The organism is Rhizobium halophilum, from assembly GCF_021648825.1.
Taxonomy (GTDB): domain Bacteria; phylum Pseudomonadota; class Alphaproteobacteria; order Rhizobiales; family Rhizobiaceae; genus Neorhizobium; species Neorhizobium halophilum.
This window is the reverse complement of sequence record NZ_JAKJHS010000023.1, coordinates 1-21,753: the sequence shown is the minus strand read 5'-3', so window position 1 is coordinate 21,753 and position 21,753 is coordinate 1. Positions and strand designations below refer to the sequence as shown.

The 21,753-nt window shown below is 59.4% G+C and carries 20 protein-coding genes and 2 pseudogenes; 15 read left to right on the top strand and 7 right to left on the bottom strand.

Going from position 1 to position 21,753, the window contains the following annotated elements:
• The first annotated feature begins 309 nt into the window (after positions 1 to 309).
• From LXM96_RS20735 to LXM96_RS21795, 3 genes are all read left to right on the top strand, one after another.
• Complete coding sequence (locus LXM96_RS20735; protein ID WP_240000458.1) at positions 310 to 1,650, top strand: sensor histidine kinase; 1,341 nt, start codon at positions 310 to 312, stop codon at positions 1,648 to 1,650.
• 184 nt (positions 1,651 to 1,834) lie between these two features.
• A complete protein-coding gene (locus tag LXM96_RS20730) occupies positions 1,835 to 4,129 on the top strand; it encodes a PAS domain-containing protein (protein ID WP_240000457.1) in 2,295 nt (764 codons plus the stop codon).
• An 83-nt stretch (positions 4,130 to 4,212) separates the two neighbouring features.
• Positions 4,213 to 4,512 carry a hypothetical protein gene (locus LXM96_RS21795; RefSeq protein ID WP_317208296.1) on the top strand — a complete coding sequence of 100 codons (300 nt, stop codon included), beginning with the start codon at positions 4,213 to 4,215 and terminating at the stop codon, positions 4,510 to 4,512.
• A 141-nt stretch (positions 4,513 to 4,653) separates the two neighbouring features.
• Here the strand turns inward: LXM96_RS21795 and LXM96_RS20720 are convergent, their stop codons facing one another.
• On the bottom strand, positions 4,654 to 5,835 hold the full coding sequence (locus LXM96_RS20720; RefSeq protein ID WP_240000456.1) for an RHE_PE00001 family protein: 1,182 nt from the start codon (positions 5,833 to 5,835) through the stop codon (positions 4,654 to 4,656).
• 180 nt (positions 5,836 to 6,015) lie between these two features.
• Here LXM96_RS20720 and LXM96_RS20715 point away from each other — a divergent pair, with 180 nt between their 5' ends.
• The 5 genes from LXM96_RS20715 (at position 6,016) to LXM96_RS20695 (ending at position 10,905) form a co-directional block, all read left to right on the top strand.
• Positions 6,016 to 6,303, top strand: a complete 288-nt coding sequence (locus LXM96_RS20715; protein ID WP_240000455.1) for a type II toxin-antitoxin system Phd/YefM family antitoxin — start codon at positions 6,016 to 6,018, stop codon at positions 6,301 to 6,303.
• Complete coding sequence (locus LXM96_RS20710; RefSeq protein WP_240000454.1) at positions 6,300 to 6,677, top strand: type II toxin-antitoxin system VapC family toxin; 378 nt, start codon at positions 6,300 to 6,302, stop codon at positions 6,675 to 6,677. Before LXM96_RS20715 ends, LXM96_RS20710 begins: the two co-directional genes overlap by 4 nt.
• Positions 6,678 to 6,686: 9 nt before the next feature.
• Positions 6,687 to 6,926, top strand: a complete 240-nt coding sequence (locus tag LXM96_RS20705; RefSeq protein ID WP_240000453.1) for a prevent-host-death family protein — start codon at positions 6,687 to 6,689, stop codon at positions 6,924 to 6,926.
• On the top strand, positions 6,913 to 8,043 hold the full coding sequence (locus LXM96_RS20700) for a site-specific integrase (RefSeq protein ID WP_240000452.1): 1,131 nt from the start codon (positions 6,913 to 6,915) through the stop codon (positions 8,041 to 8,043). The genes LXM96_RS20705 and LXM96_RS20700 overlap by 14 nt, the downstream gene beginning before the upstream one ends.
• A 2,316-nt stretch (positions 8,044 to 10,359) precedes the next feature.
• On the top strand, positions 10,360 to 10,905 hold the full coding sequence (locus tag LXM96_RS20695) for a TetR/AcrR family transcriptional regulator (RefSeq protein WP_240000451.1): 546 nt from the start codon (positions 10,360 to 10,362) through the stop codon (positions 10,903 to 10,905).
• A 501-nt stretch (positions 10,906 to 11,406) separates the two neighbouring features.
• Here LXM96_RS20695 and repC read toward each other — a convergent pair.
• The 3 genes from repC to repA all read right to left on the bottom strand — a co-directional run bounded on the left by repC (position 11,407) and on the right by repA (position 15,055).
• Complete coding sequence (repC, locus tag LXM96_RS20690; protein ID WP_240000450.1) at positions 11,407 to 12,621, bottom strand: plasmid replication protein RepC; 1,215 nt, start codon at positions 12,619 to 12,621, stop codon at positions 11,407 to 11,409.
• 188 nt (positions 12,622 to 12,809) lie between these two features.
• Positions 12,810 to 13,835 carry a plasmid partitioning protein RepB gene (repB, locus tag LXM96_RS20685; RefSeq protein WP_240000449.1) on the bottom strand — a complete coding sequence of 342 codons (1,026 nt, stop codon included), beginning with the start codon at positions 13,833 to 13,835 and terminating at the stop codon, positions 12,810 to 12,812.
• Entirely contained in the window at positions 13,832 to 15,055 is a 1,224-nt protein-coding gene (repA, locus tag LXM96_RS20680) for a plasmid partitioning protein RepA (protein WP_240000448.1), read from the bottom strand. The genes repB and repA overlap by 4 nt, the downstream gene beginning before the upstream one ends.
• 350 nt (positions 15,056 to 15,405) lie before the next feature.
• Between repA and traI the strand changes: the two genes are divergently transcribed.
• The 5 genes and pseudogenes from traI to LXM96_RS20655 form a co-directional block, all read left to right on the top strand.
• Positions 15,406 to 16,026 carry an acyl-homoserine-lactone synthase gene (gene traI, locus LXM96_RS20675; protein ID WP_240000447.1) on the top strand — a complete coding sequence of 207 codons (621 nt, stop codon included), beginning with the start codon at positions 15,406 to 15,408 and terminating at the stop codon, positions 16,024 to 16,026.
• A gap of 10 nt (positions 16,027 to 16,036) precedes the next feature.
• Positions 16,037 to 17,013 (top strand): annotated as a pseudogene (trbB, locus tag LXM96_RS20670) (P-type conjugative transfer ATPase TrbB).
• Entirely contained in the window at positions 17,003 to 17,383 is a 381-nt protein-coding gene (locus LXM96_RS20665; protein WP_240000446.1) for a TrbC/VirB2 family protein, read from the top strand. The pseudogene trbB and the gene LXM96_RS20665 overlap by 11 nt, the downstream one beginning before the upstream one ends.
• On the top strand, positions 17,376 to 17,675 hold the full coding sequence (locus LXM96_RS20660) for a conjugal transfer protein TrbD (RefSeq protein WP_240000445.1): 300 nt from the start codon (positions 17,376 to 17,378) through the stop codon (positions 17,673 to 17,675). The genes LXM96_RS20665 and LXM96_RS20660 overlap by 8 nt, the downstream gene beginning before the upstream one ends.
• Positions 17,676 to 17,689: 14 nt before the next feature.
• Positions 17,690 to 17,956: pseudogene (locus tag LXM96_RS20655) on the top strand (conjugal transfer protein TrbE); the annotation flags it as partial.
• Positions 17,957 to 18,381: 425 nt separating this feature from the next.
• Here the strand turns inward: LXM96_RS20655 and LXM96_RS20650 are convergent.
• Together LXM96_RS20650 and LXM96_RS20645 are read right to left on the bottom strand one after the other, a co-directional pair.
• Positions 18,382 to 18,702: a hypothetical protein gene (locus tag LXM96_RS20650; protein ID WP_240000444.1), complete on the bottom strand. Its 321-nt coding sequence runs from the start codon at positions 18,700 to 18,702 to the stop codon at positions 18,382 to 18,384.
• Positions 18,703 to 18,888: 186 nt separating this feature from the next.
• Positions 18,889 to 19,845, bottom strand: coding sequence for a FecR domain-containing protein (locus LXM96_RS20645; protein WP_240000443.1), 957 nt, complete (start codon positions 19,843 to 19,845; stop codon positions 18,889 to 18,891).
• A 289-nt stretch (positions 19,846 to 20,134) separates the two neighbouring features.
• Between LXM96_RS20645 and LXM96_RS20640 the strand changes: the two genes are divergently transcribed.
• Both LXM96_RS20640 and LXM96_RS20635 read left to right on the top strand, forming a co-directional pair.
• Positions 20,135 to 20,356, top strand: a complete 222-nt coding sequence (locus tag LXM96_RS20640) for a hypothetical protein (RefSeq protein WP_240000442.1) — start codon at positions 20,135 to 20,137, stop codon at positions 20,354 to 20,356.
• Between the two features lie 176 nt (positions 20,357 to 20,532).
• Positions 20,533 to 20,841 (top strand): DUF736 domain-containing protein, encoded by a 309-nt coding sequence (locus tag LXM96_RS20635; RefSeq protein WP_240000441.1) that lies wholly within the window; start codon positions 20,533 to 20,535, stop codon positions 20,839 to 20,841.
• 162 nt (positions 20,842 to 21,003) lie between these two features.
• Here the strand turns inward: LXM96_RS20635 and LXM96_RS20630 are convergent, their stop codons facing one another.
• Entirely contained in the window at positions 21,004 to 21,303 is a 300-nt protein-coding gene (locus LXM96_RS20630) for a WGR domain-containing protein (RefSeq protein ID WP_240000459.1), read from the bottom strand.
• Between the last annotated feature and the right edge of the window lie 450 nt (positions 21,304 to 21,753).

Here is a 21,753-nt window from a genome sequence, read left to right as displayed (position 1 = left end):
CTGCAAGAACGTGGGGTACCTTTTATGTTCAGTACCGGGTACGGAAAGAACGGCCTCCCTTCTGAGCTCTCCGGATCTCCAGTGTTGAGTAAACCCTTTTCGGGGAAAGAGCTGGAGGAAACGCTTGAACTTACTCTTGGTGGGCCTCAACGACGGTGAGTTCAAACAGGACCTGGGAGGCTTGATCGTCCGACCGTACTGCCTTGTTGTAGTGCTCGACGAAAGCCGCGATAGGGGCTTTGAGTTTCTCCTGGGGTGAGCCAGCTACTCGGAGCACATGTCTATCATCTTAAGGAGGCCTCAAGAAGGATGACAGAAGACTGGGCGCAGCACCGCGCCATTCTCGAAGCTGCGTTGGACTCGATCATTGCGGCTGATCACGAGAGTCGAGTGATTGAGTGGAATCCGGCAGCAGAGCGCACGTTTGGCTATCCTAGGTCGACGGCCATGGGACGAGATCTGGCCGAGCTGATCATCCCGCCCGAACTCAGAGAAGCACACAGGGACGGCATGGAGCACTTCCTCGCGGCGGGTGAGGGGCCGGTGCTGGGTAGGCGCATCGAGGTTGAGGCGATCAATTCTGCTGGCCGCCGCTTTCCCGTGGAGCTGGCTATCGAAGTAATACAAGTCGAGGGTAATCCCAGGTTTGTCGCCTATCTCAGAGACCTTACCGAGCGCAAGTCGGCGGAGGCCGCACTTCTTGAAAGCGAGCAACGCCTGGCCGCCACCTACCAGCACGCTTTTGTCGGCATCTCGGAAGTTGATCTCACGGGCCGCTTTTTGAGGGTGAATGAAGAGTTTTGCAAAATCACCGGTTACACATCTGAGGAACTCCTCAACTTCACCTTCTCCGACATCACGCACCCGGATGACCTCGCCGCTGACCTCGAGAACTTTCGGCAACAAGTGAAAGGTACGCTTGGAAATTACACACTGGAGAAACGGTACATCCGCAAGGACAAACAGGAAGTTTCCGCAGAGCTATCAGGATCCATTGTTCGAGACAGTGCCGATCGACCACTGTACGCAGTTCGCGTGGTTCGCGATATCTCTGATCGAATACGGGCAGAGCGCCATCAGGCGCTTCTCGTCCATGAGCTCAACCACAGGGTAAAGAACACGCTCACAACCGTTCATTCCATCGTGGCTCAGACCCTGAGAACTTACCCAGATCCAAGCCGAGCAACCCAGGTGATCGGCGAGAGGCTGATGGCGCTGTCGCGCGTTCACGATGTTCTCACGCGTAGAAACTGGGAGAGCGTTGTTCTGAGCGACATTGTGGCCGAAGCGCTGGAACCGTACGCTGATTTTAGCGAGCGATTTGCGGTTTCTGGCCCGGAGGTGTCGCTGGCACCCCGGGCTTGTCTCTCGTTCGCCATGGCAATCCAGGAGCTCACGACTAATGCCATCAAGTATGGAGCCCTTTCGGTGCCCGGAGGTCAGGTGGCAGTTACGTGGGATGTTGAGAGAAGCGGTTCGATGCTCCGCTTTGCTTGGCAGGAGAGTGGCGGGCCCAGCGTTACCCCACCTATTCGTCGGGGATTTGGCACACGCCTCTTGGAAGGGGGGCTCGCTAGAGATATGAACGGCTCTGCAATTCTGGCTTTTGCGTCGGATGGACTGAGATGTACCTTTGAGGTGCCGCTTTAACTCTAGGCTCCACGTGGCGGTGCAATCCGTCCATGGTGACAGAACCGGGGGAACCAATCGGTGGCAGAGAGAGTTACGTGCTGTCCCGCCTCTGCGAGCTGCCTCGTATAGCCCACCCCATCTAGGGATAATTGCATTGCTCAAGTTTGCCACTGAGAGATTTGCTCCGTTGTCTGAGATTGGCATGAGCGAGATGTCGTCACTTATCAGGGTCCATGATTGGAGCAACTCAGCGCTTGGTGCTGTTGATTGCTGGCCGACATCGCTCCGCCTGTACTCGGATCTGATGCTCGCCTCCAAACAACCAATGTTTCTTGCTTGGGGATCGGAGCTCGCATTTCTCTACAACGACGCCTACACCGAGATCCTCGGCAAAAAACACCCACACGCACTTGGGCAGCCTTTTTATCAGGTCTGGTCGGACATCTGGAGACAGATAAGGCCGCTTGTTGAGCGTGTGTTGGAAGGGGAAGCTGTGTGGGTGGAGGATCTATGCATCCCTATGCAGCGCAACGGCTTTGAGGAACAGGCGTGGTTCAGCTTCTCCTATACACCAATAAAAGGTGATGCTGGTGAAGTGATGGGGCTGTTCTGCGCCGTTACAGAAACAACCGGCAAAGTTCTAGCGGAACAGCAAGGTCGTGGGGAAAGGGAGCGTCTGCGCCAGCTTTTTCAGCAGGCGCCCGGAATCATGGCTATGCTGCGCGGCCCGAAGCATATCTTCGAACTCGCCAACGAGGCTTATACTCGGCTGATCGGGCAAAGAGACATCATCGGTAAAACGGTGCGAGATGCTCTTCCTGAACTGGCAGGCCAAGGCTTCTACGAACTGCTTGATGAAGTTTTTCGGACAGGTACTCCCTACGTCGGACGAGCCGTTCCAGTTCAGCTGAATTTGGCCCATAGCAACGAACCTGAGCAACTCTACCTCAACTTCATTTATCAGCCGGTGAAAGACAAGGCGGGATTGGTTACAGGCATATTCGTAGAGGGGTTCGATGTGACTGAGAACGTTCGAACCGAGGAAGCCCTCCGCTCAAGCGAAGAATTCACACGGCGTATCCTGGAAAGCTCCACCGATTGCATCAAGGTTCTCGACACCAAAGCTCAGCTTCAGTTCATGAGCGAAGGCGGCATGAAGGTGATGGAGGTCGATGATTTCGGCGCCATTAAGAGTTGTGATTGGCGGGACTTTTGGTCAGGCCCTCAGCACCTCGACGCAAAACTAGCTGTCGAGACAGCTCTCGCCGGTGGGACCGCAAGGTTCCAGGGCCCTACACCTACAATGAAGGGTACGCCGCGTTGGTGGGACGTCGTGGTCACACCAATTCACGGTCGTTATGGAGAGGTTGAAAGGCTTCTCTCAGTCTCGCGGGACATCACTTCGATCAAGCAAAGCGAGGTCGCACTTCACGAAACTCAGCGGCGTTTGAATGCTGTACTGGATAACGCTTCCGTGTCGGTGTTTCTTATGAATGATCAGCAGGAATGCGTTTACATGAACGCTGCGGCCGAGAAGCTAACCGGATTCAGCCTAGCTGAAGCTGAAGGTCGTACGCTTCACAGCCTTATTCATCACACTCGTCCGGATGGATCTCCCTACCCGATCGAAGACTGCCCAATAGACCGAGCCTTTCCGGAACGCCACCAGACTACCGGAGAAGACATTTTCATCCGCAAGGATGGCACGTTTTATCCCGTCGCGTTTACAGCCAGTCCCATACAGGATGCCGAGAGCAAGACAGTAGGAACCATTATCGAAGTACGCGACATCAGCGCCGAGAAGCGATCGCAGCAGCAGCAACGCATTCTGATTGATGAACTGAACCACCGAGTAAAAAACACACTGGCGACGGTCCAGTCCATTGTCACTCAAAGCTTGCGGAACGAGGCAGATCGCGCAAAAGCGCGAAGCAGCATCGAAGGCCGGCTTATCATGTTGTCTCGAGCGCACGATGTGCTGACCAAAGAGACTTGGGAGAGCGCCAGGTTACATGACATCATTGATGAAGCGACTTCAGCATTCCAGGCAGCCGGGACTCGCATAACGGCAGATGGTCCTGAGATTCGGCTGACGCCACGACAGGCACTTTCTTTGTCTATGGCTTTGCACGAACTAGCGACTAACGCGCTCACACACGGTGCCCTGTCGCTGGATAATGGGACTGTTTCACTGGTGTGGGAGCTGCTTTCTGACAGAGGCAGGCCTCTGTGGTTACGGTTGAAATGGCAAGAGAAGAACGGCCCCCCAGTAAGCAAGCCAAGTCGCCGCGGTTTCGGATCGCGACTGCTGGAAGTGGGGCTTGCGCGAGAGCTTAACGGAGATGTAACGGTGAATTATGCCGTTGATGGGCTAACCTGCGACATTGCGTTCCAATTGCAGGATCATAGCTGCGCGGCGGCACCGAACGATGGACCTACGGCCTCAACGAGAGGACACTCATCAAGATGCAGCCCGACCAAAAGTGCTGATTGTTGAAAACGGGAAGTGGTGCGCCCCTCGGGGTGGACAGATCGGGATGAGAAATTGACCGGCCTCCTGGGTTTTCGGAGAGATGACCCATGGCAACACCGCAGTCACAGCGTCGAATTCAAATGTCAGGTTGCGCAGGAATCCCTCCCAGGCGAAACGCTGCATGGTCTGGCAAAACGCAACGACGTGTCTCGCAACCTTATCCGCATCTGGCTTCAGAAGCACAGCAAGGTGCATTCGATAACGATGAGCAGGCCCGATCTTATCCAGGAATACGAGGCCCGTTCGATCCCGCAAAGCTCTGCAAGGGCTTTGGCGAGAACATGCTCTGGATCATCACCGAAGCCGCCCGCAGCGTGACAACCCTCCTGCTGCCCGAGGAATACTGACCCCAAGGCCCCCGACCCCGCCATTGCTGCAGTTGCAGGCCTTCCACCGTATCGGACCATCACTGCGAACAGGAACGGGTCTGGCAGGAGGCGGGTGCAGCGCCGCAGGCTATTCGACAGCAGGCGCGCGTCAGCACGAAGTCAGAAGGCTCCCCATGCCCGAAACCTCCCCCTGCCCGTCATCTCGCGCAGGCCGAGCTCCAACACGATCCGCCGCGCACCTTGCGGCGTGACGTCGAGCGTTTTGGCCACCATGCCGGCCGACACCAGCGGCCTGGCCATGACCAGCTCCACCAGTTCCGGCAGCTTTGACGACGCCCGCCGTCCCGCTAACTTGCGTTCCATCATCTGCCGCGCCAGCGCCAGCCGGTCATGTTCCTTCAGTCCGATCTCGGCGGTGGCCAAAAACCCCTGGGCGATGGCGAGCAGCCGGGTCTCCCGGTGGCGATGACGGCGGCGATCGACGGGGATGGTTTTCAGGCCGAGGTTGATGCATGCCAAGTGGGTGCCAGTAGTAACACCACCCTGGCGCAGGAGGGCGGCGGCGAGCAGCCGGCCCATCCAGCCGGCGTGCTGCAGCACACCGATCTCGTTCCAGGCATCGAGGGCGACGATCGCCTGCAGCACCGCCGGAAAATTTTCGGCCTGGCGCAACACGGCGCGCCATTCCTCCAGCCGCGCATCCTCGTCCCAATCGAGATCATACACGAGAGGATCCCGTTCCCGCGCCGCACCCGCCCCCGGGGCCGGAGCGCCTTTGGCGGGGCGGGGCTTCCTGGCCTGTTCGATCGCCGCCTCCGAACGCGCCAGGAGCGCATCAATGGCGGCGAGCTCAGCATCCAGCACATCCTCGCCAGCCTCGCCGTCTTCCTCCCTGTCCTCCGGCCCCTCCCCTCCCCGGTCAGCCACCTCACCCGCCGCGGCTTCGTCGGCCACGCCGGTGCCTCCCTCTCCCAAAGATGCCCCGGCCCACGGCCGGCGCAGGCCGCGCAGGCCCTCTTCTGACAACGCCCAGCCTGGCGGCTGCCCTTCAATGCGCCGGCGGGTTCTGAGAACGTCGCGGGCGATGGTGAGTTCGTGGGTGGGGGTGCGGATGTCTCGAAGACTGTCGTGGAGGACGAGGTCTTCGAGGTGGACGAGTTCGCCGTCGATCCAGAGGGAAGCGCAGGCGTCGGTGAAATTTTGGCGTTCGAGGAAGCCGGGTCCGACGGGGGAGCGGGCGATGCGCTCGTCGAGGCGGGCGAGTGCGCTGCTGGCGTCGGCGACGGGTTTCAGCAGGGTGTGGATGGGCAGTTTCGCGAGGTCGTAAACCATTGTTTTCATGGTAAACGATCAGTTAAACGAAAGCTAGCCCGTCGCTACGGTTCCACACATGACATAATGAAGTCCGTGGCGGCTCGCCACCGATAAGCATTCCTTATCGGCGGTTAGATGTACATACCGGTTGTACACATATGAGATCGGTGATAAAAACGCACTCAAGGGCAAATATCGGAGGATCGGATGCCGCAGACCAACTACAAGATCAGCGAGGCGCGCAAGAATTTCGCCGAGGTGCTCGAACGCGCCAACCAGGGCGAAGAGATCATTATCATGCGCGGCAACGAAGTCTATGCCCGCATCGGCCCGGCCGACGGCGGCAAACGCCCGTTCGGCCTGTTGCGTCATCGCCAGCTTCCGGACGACCTGTTCGACAATCATGATGCCGAACAGGCGGCGATCGATGCGGGCGACTTCAACGACGATACCGGCGTCTGGCAGGGCGCCAGCGTTCCCAGGAACCACTCATGAAAGTGCTGCTCGACAGCCATGCCGTCTACTGGTGGACCATCGGCAGCGATCGGCTCTCGGCGGTCACCCGGCTACTGATCGAGGACAAGGCAAACACGATCCTCGTCAGTGCCGTCTCCTTCTACGAGCTCGACAACAAGATGCGGCTGAAGAAGCTCGACCTGAAACCGCAGGAACTGCGCGCCGCCGTTACAGCCAGCGGTTTGCAGACACTTGCCATCAGCGACCTGCATGCCGAACTGGCTGCCAGCTTCGACTGGGAGCATCGCGATCCCTGGGACCGTATCCTGGCGGCTCAGGCACGGCTCGAGCATTGCGCCTTCGTCTCGACCGATATTGTATTCGACGCAATCCTGCACGAGCGGATCTGGTGAAGGGATAATATGAGAGTCTTCATCGAGGTTATGGAAGCGGCGGAGCGGCTCGAGGAACTGATCCAACTGGCATACCGAGGCGACGAGATTCTGATCTGCCGCGGCGAAACGCCGATAGCCACCCTAATGCCCATCGTCAAAAACACCGGCAACCTGGGGACAGAGAATCGCAAAAGCATGTCAGCCGGCATCACCTCCGGCCACTCACAGTCTGCGATGAACACGAGCGGCCCAAATGAGCGCCGTTGATCGTCGCGCGAAGGAACTGGACACGATCGCAGCCGTCCTGCCAATGGATCGGCGCGATGAACTGGCGGAGCTACTGACGGATCAGGATGTCGAAACACTGCGTCATCTCGTCAACCAGGGCATGGGTGAGAACACGCTACGTGCGCTTGCCTCCGACCTCACCTATCTGCAGGCCTGGTCGCTGGCGGCCACCGGATCCTCCCTGCCCTGGCCGGCGCCGGAAGGGCTGCTTCTCAAATTCGTCGCCCATCACCTTTGGGACCCGGAAAAGCGCCTGACGGACCCACAGCATGGCATGCCGTATGGGGTGGAACAGAAGCTTCGCGACCAAGGGTTCCTTAGAGTGACGGGGCAGCATGCGCCCGATACCGTCCGCAGACGGCTGGCCACCTGGTCGACGCTGACCAAATGGCGGGGATTGAACGGCACATTCGCCTCCCCTACCCTCAAATCCGCGATCCGACTGGCGGTTCGCGCCACTCCCCGGCCGCGGAAGCGCAAGAGCGCCAAGGCGGTGACCGGCGATGTGCTGGCAAAACTTTTGGGCACCTGCCGAACCGATAGCCTTCGTGACGTCCGGGACCGGGCAATTCTGATGGTCGCATTTGCTTCAGGCGGCCGCCGGCGCAGCGAGATCGCCGGGCTGCGCACAGAACAGCTCACTGTCGAGCCTCCGATCCCTGTCGAAGGAGGGCCTCCCCTCCCCTCGTTGTCGATTCATCTCGGTCGCACAAAAACCAGCGGCGCTGACAGCGATGAAGTCGTTTATCTTGCCGGCCGGCCGGTTGTGGCGCTGAATGCCTGGCTGGCTGCAGCAAGCATCGACAGCGGCAGTGTGTTTCGGGCAATTGATCGGTGGGGAAATGTGTCTCGCCGGGCCCTCGGACCCAAGGCGATCAACGACATTGTGAAACTGCGAGTCACGCTTGCCGGCCTAGAGGCTTCGGAGTTCTCTGCACACGGCTTGCGGTCTGGGTACCTTACGGAAGCGGCAAACCGGAGCATTCCGCTGCCTGAGGCGATGGAACAGTCGCGGCATCGTTCCGTCCAGCAGGCCGCATCTTATTACAACAACGCCAACAGAAAAGGCAGTCGAGCCGCCCGCCTGCTTGGCTAAGTCGATCGCTATCCGGGCGAATGACCAAGCTTTCCCGCTCAAAGGTTGCCGCATCACGGCTCTGCCGCCCCTCCCCGTCCCTGGCCGTCAGATTGACAGTTCAGCACCCTCCCACGAAAGCTTGAAGATCAGCGATGCTCTACCCAGCTGTCGTTGCTGATCCTCCAGCGGCCGGGGGGGCCCGGTCTCCCGATGGCCTGGCCAACCGACATTTCAAGCCGCGCCTCAACTCCCCTTGCAGGGTTTTTCTTGCCGGCGTCACACGGCGAACCTGCGATCTTTTCGCTCTCAGATGGTGAGACATCGGACCAGGGAGAATTGGTACGATTCTTCCCAGCCATTCTCTCAAAGGAAGCGCGAACGCACAACTCATCGCGCATCCCAGTTTTGCACTGCGTTGGGTGAAGGAAGGCTTAAGCGAATGTAACAGGCACATTCTCCGAACGGAGGGAGTAGCCGGATGGCCTGTGTGGTGCGCAGGCGCAAGATCGCCGCCTGGATTACGAAGGTTCCGGAACGGACAAAGCACTTTGTCTAGCCAGCGTCGATGCTCTTGTTGAGGTACAGAGCCTGCTGGCCGCAGTGGCGCCACCATGAGCTGCGGATCACCAGGAGTGTCACTGATCTTCTCGTTCATGAGGTAGCGAGGGCAAGCGACCGCGAAGGAACTCACCATAGCCTCGCCGAAGCTCTTGCATGCTGATCCGGCCTTCGATCCAATCCTCGATGCTCGATCGAAATGCGGAACTGGCTTCGAATGCGCTCCCGTGTTCAGCCCAGCGGGCAACAACCCGATCAAACACCTGTCGACGACGTTCTGGCGTCACTCCCGCCTCCCTCAAGTGCGCCAGGACACTCTGTAAGCCCTGCAAATATGTGGAACGATCGACGAAGAGACACGCGCCCCTTTGCGCCGGAACGCAGACCTAACTAGGGTCGGGATGTGAGAAAGCCATAGCCACATTGGCATAAGAACATCAGCGACCCAGGAACTGAAATCTCGGGTGCCGCCGCAGAAACTGAAGGCATGGACGCAGTCAGGTCTGGTAACGCGGGCGATAAGTCACTTGTTCTAGGCGGAGCTCTCTGGAGGAGCCAGTTCGGATGTCCAAGTCGTTCCCCTACACGTCGCCGACATCTTACGGTCTGGCATCAACTACGCGTCAGACCCGTCAGCGCCGCCCGATTGGCCTAGCACTCTCCACGGCTGGCCATCCCGAAGAAGGCTTTGGACCTGCAGCAGCGACAGCGCGTGGAGTACTCGTTGAGTCGACAGTGGGCGCTGCTTCCGGTGGACGAACTGCTCGCGGGACGGCAGCAGTAGCCCCGGTAAAACCCTGACAGCTGTCAGGATTTTACTCACTGGCTCCGCCTGGAGTTACCGTCCCCGTGGATCCACATACCCGGTCGTCCGCGGAGACACTGACCGTGTGCTCCCGTGACAGTACATGACGACCAATGCCGCTTAAGACTGCGGCAATGGCGGAAAGCCCACACTCGGTGTCGGGGGAAGGGCGATCGCTTTTCGCCCACCAGCACTGAGATTGCGCCCTCTGCCGGGGCAAACCCTGACAGCTGTCAGGGTTCGTCAGGATCTCCACCACCAGCCCCTTAAAACCGAGATGCCTCAAGTCGCGATCGTTGAGGCGGGCGAGGGACCCAAGAGCCTGCCGATCGCCTGGAGAACAAAGAGGCGTCTTGGCCGGCCCCGTGCTGCCTCCCACTGCTCCTCGCACCGACAGGCCTGGAGTTGAGTTGTCATAACAAGGGTCGCGCGAACATCCTGCCCACCGATTGGCTCCAAGACCGTGCAAAAGAGCCTGACCCGCAAACCGCCCTCGTGATGGCGCGTGGTTACCGCTCGCGCACTGCGGCCGCACAACGCTTGTCAATGGCAACAAAGTCTTGTGAACCGGGTGCACGCGGGAGGGCGGCTCGAGACCCTGCAACCTGGCCAGGACCCCGAGCTTACCCAGCGACATTGTTGGGCGAGCTCTAAGCTCGGCATACAGGCGGTGCTGCGCATGGAGTCGGTGATGTTTCCAAACTGAAAGCTAGCTAGCTGCGTTGACGACCGTTTCGTTGCACGGCCGCGAGAACCCGACCTGCATTGAGGCCGGTGCGGGAAACCTCTACGGGCGTCGTTCCATTTGGGCCAAAACGGGATCCGATGCCACTGATCATCTGGGGCGATAGGGCAGGGGCGGTCGTCACCTTTTGGGGCAGGCGTACTTGCGGTGGACGACACGCCGTAAGAGGTGTAGCGTTTAAGCGGACAGGATTGTCCGCTTAAACGCTCGTGGAGCAACGCTGACAATGCTTCTTCGTCGGGATGCCCAAGTGAACCGGGAGGCACTGCTGGCCGCTGCCGAGATCGGCATTGCGCAACATGGATATGACGTGCCTCTAGACACGGTCAGGAAGATAGCGAAGCTCGGCCGCGCCACTTTCTATCGAAACTTCGCAGATCGGACTGCACTTGCGCGAGCGCTCCTGGATCGCCAGCTGGACCGGCTACAAGCTGTCGCAGCTTCATTGCCGGCGAGCGAGGACGCGTTCTTCCTGCTCCTGGGTCACGCGGCGAGGGGGGCCATCTGCACCGGACGTCTCATTGAGGGGCTTAGGCGGGCGGGATCTCTACCCAAGATGGAGATGGACCGCCGCATTGAAGACATCTACCGTCCGTTCGCTGAAGCCGCCAAACGAGCAGGTCTCCTGCGGCAGGACTTCTCGCAACCGGATCTTCACCGCATCCTGTCCATGCTGTTGGGCAGCATCGATGGTACTCCCTCACACGAACGCGCCCCCCATATCGAGCGGTGCCTTAGCCTGGTTACGCACGGGATTCGAGCGAGAGATTGAAACGCGCTGAGGAAGTGCGACCTGAATCACCTATTGGCGCAGCTTCGACGATGGTCGCTGGGTGAGGAGCCCGCGATCCCCGCGACGAAGATCGAGCGATGGTTCGGGGGGCATTCATCGCGATCTGCACGATCTGCGACGCCGAGACAACAAGCGCTATATCCGACGGCAGGATCGCGAGCAGCCGTTGCTCCTTCGTGGGGCGAGGGACCCATGGCATTCCCGCCGACAGGAATGCGAGCGGGAGGAGCAATACGGGTGCACCCGGCACTTCTTCCAACTCGAGCGAGGGGCAAAGTCGATCTCCTTTGCCCCTTACACGCTCAGTACCCTCATGACGCCGACCCCGCACGTCGAACGGGGAGGGGAGGGCGGGGCAGAGGTGAGGCGACCCACAATTGAGTTCGTCAACCTCGACCTCCGCTTCAGCGCTCGCGTGTTCCACCCCGACCGATAAACCCTGACACCAAAAGCCCAGGCCTGGCACCACGCCAGTTTTGACTAGCCGGCCTGCCGACTATCGCCGCCGTTTGCTCTCAGCAATGCCATGAGGACGGGGCCAAGCGAAAACTCGCCGCGTTGCGCCTTCAACGTCAGGTCACGCAGGTAACCGCCGGGAGAGTTGATATGCCCCGCCCGCTCCAGAATGCACGCGATCGTCACCGCCGCATTTTCCGGCCCCATGATCTCACACGCCTCCTGATAGGCGGATGGACTAACGCCCAACATTGACCGCACCGTGACCGCCGCACCCATGAGATCTCGCCAACCCGTTATCGCGCCACCAGGACTGTAGGCTGAAATCTCGGGGCACGCACGCAACACCAAGCCCAGCGGGAACGCCTTCAACGGTTGTGCAGGCCGTTCTTGGCTACGCTCGACTTTCGCCCCCAGCTCATTTCGAGAGCTAGGTTCAAGTTCATTAAAGGGTTCGGTTTTTGAATTCTGTTCGTGGCGCTCATGGTGAGCATCATTGGTGCTTGTATTTGTAGATTCTTGTTTAATATCCAGCATGTTGAGCACTTCCTGCTGTAACAAGCGCATCTCGTCCAGCAGCGCCGTCAGCTCCACAAGGCTCGGTGAACGCGGGATGCGCTGGACCAGGCCGATGTAAAACGCTTCAACTTTGCCCCAGTCTCCCTGCGCGCCTTCCTCCATCGCCGCAGAGATCAATTTGCGCACGTCGCGCCGGCATATCGTTAGGTTCTCCTTCGCCTTCCTCCACTGAAGCCGTTCCGCTGCTACCTGCTGTGCGAGCTGAGCGAGTTCCTCAGCCCTCAGCAAAAGAGGAGACAGGTCGAAGCCAAAAGCGCTTTCGACCTCTCCGGTCTTCGTTTTGCGGGCGTAGCGCTTACCGTTGGCGCTGTCCTTGCGAACGATCAGCCCTGCCTCGACAAGCAAAGCGAGGTGCCGGCGAAGCGTCGCTCCTGCAATCCCGTGCGCGCGCAGCGTCAGTTGGGCATTCGACGGAAACACAATCAGTTGTCGGTCTTGCCGCAGCTCGTTGTCAGGAAAAAAGCTCAGCAGGGCATCCAGGACGGCCAAGCTTCGGTCCTGCAGACCGAGCAAAGGCCGGGCTTCGGATGCATCCCGAAAGACCTTCCATTTTTCTGCCGTCTTACCGGGCTTGATCTCGGTCACGGCCATCTGCTGCCGCACCAAGGCGAGCGTCATCGGCCTCCGCCCGAAAGGCGTCGTTACATGTCCATCCTGCATCGTCCCTCACCTTCAACAAGGCAAAAGAAATCCGCTCACCAAAATGCGGTGCCAAAAACTCTTGACTGGGATTCGGGGAAATGCGATTCTCTAGTTGTCACACAGAGAGAGAGGCTTCCACGACGGCAACGTTTGGGGGCCTTTTTCTTTTGCAGCGCTTCCTTCCTGGTCGTAAAACCTGACAGCTGTCAGGAATTGGCATGATCCTGTTGACGGGCAAAGCGCTCGGCAAGTCCCGGCAGCTCTGCCTCTACAAATTTCAAAAATTCGATCCCCAAAGGGCCCTCCGCCGCGATCCGAACCTCTTTCGGCCGCACGACCAGCGCCCCCAGCGTCCTACCGGTGCTATCGGAAAGGACCAGGGGTTCAGAACCCTGCTTGACCGCGGGATTGACGGCGGCAAGCGCCCGCTGAAACCTCTGATCGGAGTTCTGCGACCGATCTTGGTATTTTCGCAGCGTCGTGCGGACGGACTGAAGGACCTCAGGATGTGCGGAGACAGCTTTGGCAAGCTGCAGCCAGCGCGGTCGCCCGATCTTCGGCGCCCGCCCGATCGCCTCGATGACGTCGGCCGGGATCACGCGGTACACGCTGCGCATGCGCGCCAGTTCCGCATCCTCGATCGACAGCGCGGCATAGATATCGCGGGGTTTAATCCCCGCCTCGTCCATGCGCGAGGCAAACAGCGCACGCTCGATCCACGTCAGATCCTGCCGGCTGGCATTTTCGATCCCTTGGGCCAGAACCAGATCAAGATCAGAGATCTCGACTTCAAGCGCACGCACCGGCCGACCCAGCTGCTTGGCGGCAAGCCAGCGCCGATGTCCATAGATGATCTGGTACCGATCGGCTGACGAAGGATGCTTGCGAACCTGGATGGGAACCTTCTGTCCTTCGGATTCGATGGACTTTCTGAAGGCTTCGAAGCTGGCTTCGTCGTCATCCGGCAATCTGTCGGGGAAGGGGGACGGGTCGATGACGGCAGGATCCAGTTCGCGAACGGCGCCACCGCCCGCCTCAACGATTGCCTTCAGCCGATCACGTTCGGTCCGGATATCGTCGATTGCGCGGTGGGCCGCGCCGATGACCCCAGCACCCACACGTGCGCCTTGCGGCGGTGCCGGAGGTGTCGGCTCATCGGTAAGCTTGTTTTCCAGTTCCGCCGACAAGAGACCGAAGCTCGCAACGATGGATTTGCGTGGCGCCTTGCTCATGTCCGCCCCCAGCTGTCATTGATGAGGCCGACGATCGCGTCGTTGACGGCGTCAACCGCCTCGCGGGCGCGCTTGTGGGTATCGCGACCGATCTGTCCCATTTCAAGCTCATAGACGGACCGCTTTGCCAGGCCGGCGGCTTCGACGGCGGTGCTCTCGATTGCTGTCGGCAGCAGCACGTCGGAGCCGAACAGATGCCGCAGCATTGCTACGACCTGCGACTGCGGCGCATCATTGGGATCGTGTCGGGTAACCAGATACCGGATGAAGTCCTGATCGAGCTGTGCGCCACTTTCATTCAGGACGCTGATCAGGTCCCCCATCATGAGAAGGAACTGGCTCATCGACGCGACATCCAGCATAGCCGGATGAACCGTAATGATCATGCTGGTCGCCGCATAGATGGCGCTCAAGGTCAAGAAACCCAGCGACGGCGGCGTATCAAGGATGACGACGTCGTAGTCGTCATCCACCTCTGAAAGCGCAAGCTTCAGTCGCTCGAAGAAGATCGCACCGGAACCCGACTTGTTGGCAAGGATGCGCGGTGTTTCGTGCTCATACTCCATGACCTCGAGGTTGCCGGGGATGAGGTCGATTCCGTCGAAGTACGTCTTGCGGATGATGTCGCGGATGGGCCGGCGGTCCGCGTCGTCGTAGCGCAAGGCCGCGTAAATGGTCTCGTTTGCGCCGACGTCGACTTCCGGCTGGGCACCAAACAGGGCAGATAAAGATGCCTGAGGATCCAGGTCCAGCGCGAGCACGCGGTAGCCATGAAGGGCAAGATACTGCGCCAGATGCACCGAGGTCGTTGTCTTGGCGCTTCCGCCCTTGAAGTTGGCGATCGCCAGGACCTGCAGGTGCTCGCCCTGCCGACGACGCGGTAGGAAGCGAAGGGACTCAGCCGGCTTCTGCTTGGCAAACAGTTCGCGCAACTCGTTGATCTGGCTCAGGGTATAGACGCGGTGATTGTTTTCAAGCCGGCTGGGAACGGGTCCGCGCCCTTCCGTCGACATCAGCTTCAGCGTCGAATCGGGAATTGACGTGAGCTTGGACACTTCATTGGTCAGGAACGGACGGAGCGTTTTCTCCGACTTCGGCGGATACATTCGGGTTCGAAGTTGCTGCAACTGACCGGAGAGGAGACCTGCATGGCGCGCAATCTTGCTACCGGCATCTTCCTTAGAGCCAACAACTGATTCCACTCGGTTCGCTATCGCCATCGGTTCCCCTTGTCGGCTTTTTGCCGGTTTACCGGCCTTTGCCCGCCAAATCTAGAACACGATTCTCCCAGCCCGTCCAGAGATTTAGCGTTAACCGAGCGTTAACGCTCCTGGAGCGGCCGCGACCGAAGGAGCGGACATTTGCGTTTGTGATCAGCATGTTACCCCGCAGCCCCCGTTATCTGATCCCGAAGTGTTCTCCCGTGAATCCTACAGGCATAGAGCGCTGCGGGTGGTCCTCAACAGGCTGCTTTGCACCCGGCGCGCCTCGCGCGGCATGTTGAATCCTACAACTGCGCAGCGATTCGCATCCGTGCTCTCTTCGACGACATCTGACGAGGGAGGACAATATGCAGGTGATTGCAATCTCCGGGCAGCCAGATCTTCAGCAAATGGAGCTCCTTGGGCAGCATCATAGGCTAAGGGCACGGATCTTTGCCGACCGGCTTGGCTGGGATGTGGACGTCGTTGACGGTCAGGAGAAAGATGCCTTCGACGCACTGCAGCCCACCTATATCCTCGCCCTGTCCGATCAGGACGACGTCCTAGGCTGCGCCAGGCTCCTTCCGGCGACGGGACCGACCATGCTGCGCAAGGTCTTCTCTTCGCTTCTGCCAGAAGAAGGACTGAAGGCTCATCCCGCAATGATCGAAAGCTCCAGATTTTGCGTCGATACCACGACCGCAGGGGGAGGGGTGGTCGCCCATGAAGCCACGATCACCATGTTCACCGGCATCATAGAGTGGTGCCTGGCCAATGGTTATACCGAGATTGTCACCGTCACAGACATCCGCTTCGAGCGGATTCTCACGCGTGTTGGCTGGCCGCTTCACCGTCTGGCCGAACCTCGCAAGATGGGCGTGACCTTGGCAGTCGCGGGTATCTTGCAGGCAGAGCCCGCCCGCTTTCTGGCGCTACGGCCACCAGGATACTGCTCCCAGATTTCTCCATCCGGCGATCAGGCCGCCTGAGGCCAACGCCATGACACAGCTTCGTTCACATTTTCGGCTCGTGCGCAAACTCCAGGAAGCGCTTGGCGAAAGCCTCTGTGCGGCGCTGGATGACATCAGCGTCCTTGAGGTCATGCTGAACCCCAACGGCCGGCTGTTCATCGAACGGCTCGGACAGCCACCAGCCCCTGCCGGGGAACTGACAGCGGCTGCCGCCGAAATGCTTATCGGCGCGGTGGCCCATTCGCTTCGATCGGAGGTCGATGCCAGTCAGCCGATTGTCTCAGGGGAACTGCCGTTTGGCGGCCACCGCTTCGAGGGCCTGCTGCCGCCGATCGTGGTCAAGCCAGCCTTCACGATCCGTCGGCATGCCTCACGTCTGATACCGCTCTCTGACTATGTGAGCGCAAACGTCATGACCGAGGAGCAGGCAGAGATGCTTCGCAGCGCCGTCAGCGCGCGGCTCAACATCATTGTTTCGGGAGGCACGGGATCGGGCAAGACAACACTGGCCAACGCCATGATCGACGAGATCGCGAGAAGCACGCCGGCCGATCGACTGGTTCTCCTGGAGGACACGGCCGAACTGCGATGTGCGGCCGAGAACGGGTCTTCCTGCATACCAGCGACGCTGTCGATATGTCTCGGCTCTTGAAGAGCACGATGCGGTTGCGGCCGGATCGGATCGTTGTCGGAGAGGTGCGGGATGGTGCCGCTCTCACCTTGCTGAAGGCATGGAACACCGGCCATCCCGGCGGCGTAGCCACCATCCATTCCAACACCGCCATTTCCGCACTTCGCAGACTGGAGCAACTGACGGCCGAGGCCAGCCAGCAACCGATGCAGGAGGTTATCGGGGACGCCGTCGATCTCATCGTCTCCATCGAACGCACGCCGCGTGGCCGGCGTGTGCGAGATATCATCCACGTCGAACGCTTTGCTGGCGGGCAATACCTGATCCAGTCCGACCAACCGACGCAAGAACAGGAGGCACGCCATGTGGCATAGCCGAGTCCATAGTGTCATGCCGATTGTCGCTGGCACTATCCTTTTCGCAGCCGCGGCGCCAGCCGTGGCGAGCTCCGGTGGCAGCCTTCCGTGGGAAGGCCCGCTTGAACAGATCCAGGAATCGATCACCGGTCCGGTCGCTGGCTATATTGCGCTTGCCGCAGTTGCTATTGCCGGCGGCATGCTGATCTTCGGCGGCGAGCTCAACGATTTTGCCCGGCGACTGGTCTACGTTGTTCTGGTCGCGGGCATCCTGCTGGGGGCCACCACCATCGTCGGATTGTTCGGCGCAACAGGCGCCACGATCGGACCTGCCGACAATCAGGATATGGCGCGCCATGCCTCTGAGAAGGACGCTCCCCATGACTGAGCGTCTCTCCCAGCTAAACCGCAACCGCATTCACCGGGCGCTTTCGCGTCCCAATCTGCTCCTGGGCGGGGACCGCGAGCTGGTCCTGATTACAGGCCTTGCAGCTGTCATCCTGATCTTTGTGGTTCTGACCGTCTATTCTGCAATCCTAGGCGTCTGCATCTGGAGTGTCATTGTCGGCCTGCTTCGCGCAATGGCCAAGTCCGACCCGCTGATGCGGCAGGTCTATCGGCGGCACATACGCTACAGGCCGCTCTACAGGCCAACCAGCACGCCTTGGCGGACCTTGTGAAGGAGACGGCACAATTGGTTGCACTCCGTCGCTTCCACCAGAAAGGACCCTCATTTGCCGATCTCGTCCCCTATGCCGGCCTGGTCGACAACGGCGTGTTGCTCCTGAAAGACGCGAGCTTAATGGCTGGCTGGTACTTCGCAGGGCCCGACTGCGAAAGCGCTCCAGATCTGGAACGGAATGACCTGTCGCGGCAGATCAATGCCATCCTGTCGCGCCTTGGCAGTGGGTGGATGCTTCAGGTTGAGGCCATTCGCATCCCGACAAGCGACTTGGTCAGCGTCCATTCAAGCATCCCGTTCGAAACTGATGAAGACGGTTTTGAACGTTATCGTCCTGTCGGGGCGATCTGAAAGGCGAATAGGTTGTTCATCATTACGTTTCATAGGATCGGAGGAGCACCACCACAGCAGGGTTTCGGGATGGAAATGGCAATGGCGGAGCGAAAGGCAAAGGTAACGCTGGATAAGGCGACGATTGAGGTGGAGACCCCCTGCTGTTAACGCTGCGACAAGACCTGCGTGCTAACCGTAGCCATTGATGATGATGCCTATGGAGAGCCTTGTGAGATTGATTGTCCTAATCGCCGTTGTCATGCTTGCCGGTTGCGCAACGAGCCAGCCTTCCTACTATGAGCCGCCTGCCACAGCGCCAGTCTACAAGTAGGCGTTGAACGACCCAAGAAAGCCTCTGAGCAGCCTTCTAGCTACTCGCCTTCCGTCATCTGTATCTCGGTCCCCGTATCCAGCACGATGTGCAGGTCTCGCATCATGCATGCCGCCGTTAATAGAGCCGCCCGAACCTCCTCCGACGTGTCTGCTGCGATTCCAATCTGCGCGATCAACCCCTGCAGGTCCGCGATCTTGTCAGTGTGAGTTCGCGCCGAAGGTATCCCGGCTTTCACGCGCATTTCCCGAATGGCAGCCACGGAGCGCACAAGCAGTCTCGCATGCTCGAGATCTGTCAGCCTCTCCACTTCGTTCGCCGCCCGCACCAATTCCGCGATGAATTCTGTGGTGCTGCTCATCGCTGCGTCGCCCCATTAGTCCAACCGCCCACCATGATGGTAGCGTTCTTCTCGCCGCACAAGGTGCAGCGAGGGCGAGGCGAAAGCTCCTTCAGGCTGATGCCATCCTCGTTCTTGAGCTTGCCTGATTTGGGGCGGTCTTAGCTGTCGCGGCTCTGACTGGGCAAATCAAGTAGGCGGATCGGATCAGTCGTCATCCCCTTCATCGCCGTCTCCCTTATTTCCATCGTTGCCGTTATTGCCGGGGCCGTTGCCCCCGCCGTTGCCCTGCCCGTTGCCACTATTGCCGGTGCCCCCGCCGCTGCCCTGGCCGTTCCCATTATTGCCGGTGCCGTTACCCCCACCATTGCCCTGGCCGTTGCCGTTGTTGCCGGTGCCGTTACCGCCACCGTTGCCTTGGCCGTTGCCATTATTGCCGGTGCCGTTCCCCCCACCGTTGCCTTGGCCCTTGCCGTTATTGCCGGTGCCGTTTCCGCCACCGTTGCCCTGGCCGTTTCCGCTATCGTCACGGCCGTTGCTTCCGGAACCACTGCTATCACTGCTGACGCCAGCAGCAGTTCCATTGTTGGTTGAGCTCGTAGAGCTTTGGTCGCTGAATGAGCCGAGGCCAAGCGCCGCGCCGACTGGCGCTTGGTGACCGACCGCCGGAACTGATGCCTGCATCGGCTCTACGGAAAAGACAGAAGGCGCTTCAGCGACACCAGCAACGGACATGTTCTGTGCTTGATCCACCGTCACTTGCTGACCTGGGCCTACGTTTGCGCTCCGCCCGCTCGTGAAGGACGAAACCTGAACCAGACCTTCGTCGACGGAAACAGACGCGTTGTTGGCCGTTACCGTAACAGTGAAGGTTGTTCCCTTGACCACGGCGGCAAGGAAAGGCGTATGCACGTACGTGTGCGGTCTGCTGCGCTTCTCGATATTGAGTGCGATCTCGCCTTTCTGCTGAATGACTTCTGTCTTTCTCGAGAAAATGCCCTTCTTGGTGATGATGGCCGCCAACGTTTTCGGGCCAAAAGCAACGCGTTCGACGCCCCGCTCGAGCAACACTCGCCCACGGGGGCCCGTAGAAATCCATGCTGTGTTGGGAATGGTCGTGCCACCAACCACGGGCACCCACGTCTTCTTGTCCAACGTGAACAAGACCTGCTGCGTCGCTTTGCTAACGTGCCACTCGGACGCAAATGAACTTGCGGCTGAAAAGCATAGCACCATAAGTGCAACGGCTGGAATGACGCGGAAAAAGTTCGGCATGCGATCCCCCTTGCAGAAGCCTGGAAGTAAAGCAGGTGCTGATTAAGGAACTCTTCAAACAAGGCTGGCTGCCGGAAATCATTGACGCTCCCTGCCCTTTGCGCCCGCTCGATCACCTGCGTCTACGACCGGTGTGGTAGCCATCGATCAAGAAGCGAGCCAGTTCGGAAATCTTGACTTGTATTGTTATCTGCTCGCAGCATCGACGTTCCTGAACGCCGGCTTCGTCTGCCTCGCGGCGCTGAACTGGCTGATCAACCTGATTCTCACCATTGCGGCGCTTGCCGCACTTAGCGGTTTCGTCCGGCATATGGCGCGTCTCTTTGAATGGCTGAAGTTAAAGGCGGGCTCGACCTCGAAAGGGAACGTCCGACCGGCGATCGTCTTTCCGCAACTTTAGCCTCAGATTTGCTCCCCCGCAGCCGCGTAGTCTCGTTCTCTCCCACTAACAAATCTGCGACTTGCCGCCCTTCATTCATTCCGGCCTTATCAGGTGCCGTCCGATCGTCACCGGTCTTTGCGACCAACATCGAGGCCGCGATGAGCGTGGTCCGAACTCGAGAAAGGAATACGACAATGGCAACCATCGGCACCTTCACCTCCACCGAAAATGGCTTCACCGGTTCCATTCGCACCCTCGCATTGAACGTCAAGGCACGCATTGCCCAGGTGGAAAACCCCTCCGGCAAGGGCCCGCAGTTTCGCGTCTACGCCGGCAGCGTCGAACTCGGCGCCGCCTGGAAAAAGACGTCCGGTGAAGGCCGCGACTATCTTTCGGTCAAGCTCGACGACCCGAGCTTTCCGGCTCCGATCTATGCGACACTCGCCGAGGTCGAGGGCGAAGACGGACTCCAGCTCATCTGGTCCCGCTCCACCCGGGACTAAGCCGCCAGGAGGCTTCGCCGCCAGCGGGGCCTCCTCCTTTAACGGGAATGGAACATCGGTAACCAGCTCAGCCGACCTGCTTTGGTCCGATGGACATGACGTGGCTCGGAAAAGATTTCAGGTTGCTCACCTCCCGCGCCGGTTGATCCCCGCATCGACTGTTCATCGAGCACTTGATTTAACCTGGTGGCATGCCCGGTAACTGGCGTGACGATTGCACGAAATGGTTGAATAGCCGCGTTGGCGCTTCTTCCGAAGAAGGTCGAGAAACTGGACAACGGCCTCCCGCTCCGTATCGAAACGCTGGATCATCGTCTGCCCCTTTGTGCCAATGCGTCCCCAACGTCGCATCAGGCAGGCTTCTCCAAACAGGTCCGGCTCGATCGAGATCGCATAGAAGCGGGCCATGTTCATGCTGGCATCTGTTCTCTCGACATAGAGGTGAAAGCGTTGGGTAATCATCCGCGCATGTTCGCGTTTCGCCGGCGTTGCGTCCAACAAGTGTTTTGAATCCTTTGTTCTTCGACGATTCATTTCCGTGATGTAACGATGCGGAAGGATCCTACGCCCCACCTCAGGCGGATGCTTTGAATGAACGGGAGAACCCCAGCTGGCAGTCAGTCTTGGCCCGTCCGGTTGACGATTTCCCGCAGGTCGAGGTCGACGCGTGGGACACACATCGGCATCGTCGGGTTGCGGCTCGTTGACCTCTCGGGCGCAATTTCAGGCGGCCCCACTCGTCCCTGTCATCTGACGCGTCCCTTGCGCATGCGCCGCCTGTTGTTCGTCCCATTCTGACGTTCAGACTTAGGTCGTAGAGGTTTTAGGACTGAATCCTCAGGCGGGAACAGGGTCGCTAACTGGGTGTTCCATCGGTAGCTTTGGCGGATATCGACCGAGGCATGTAAACTC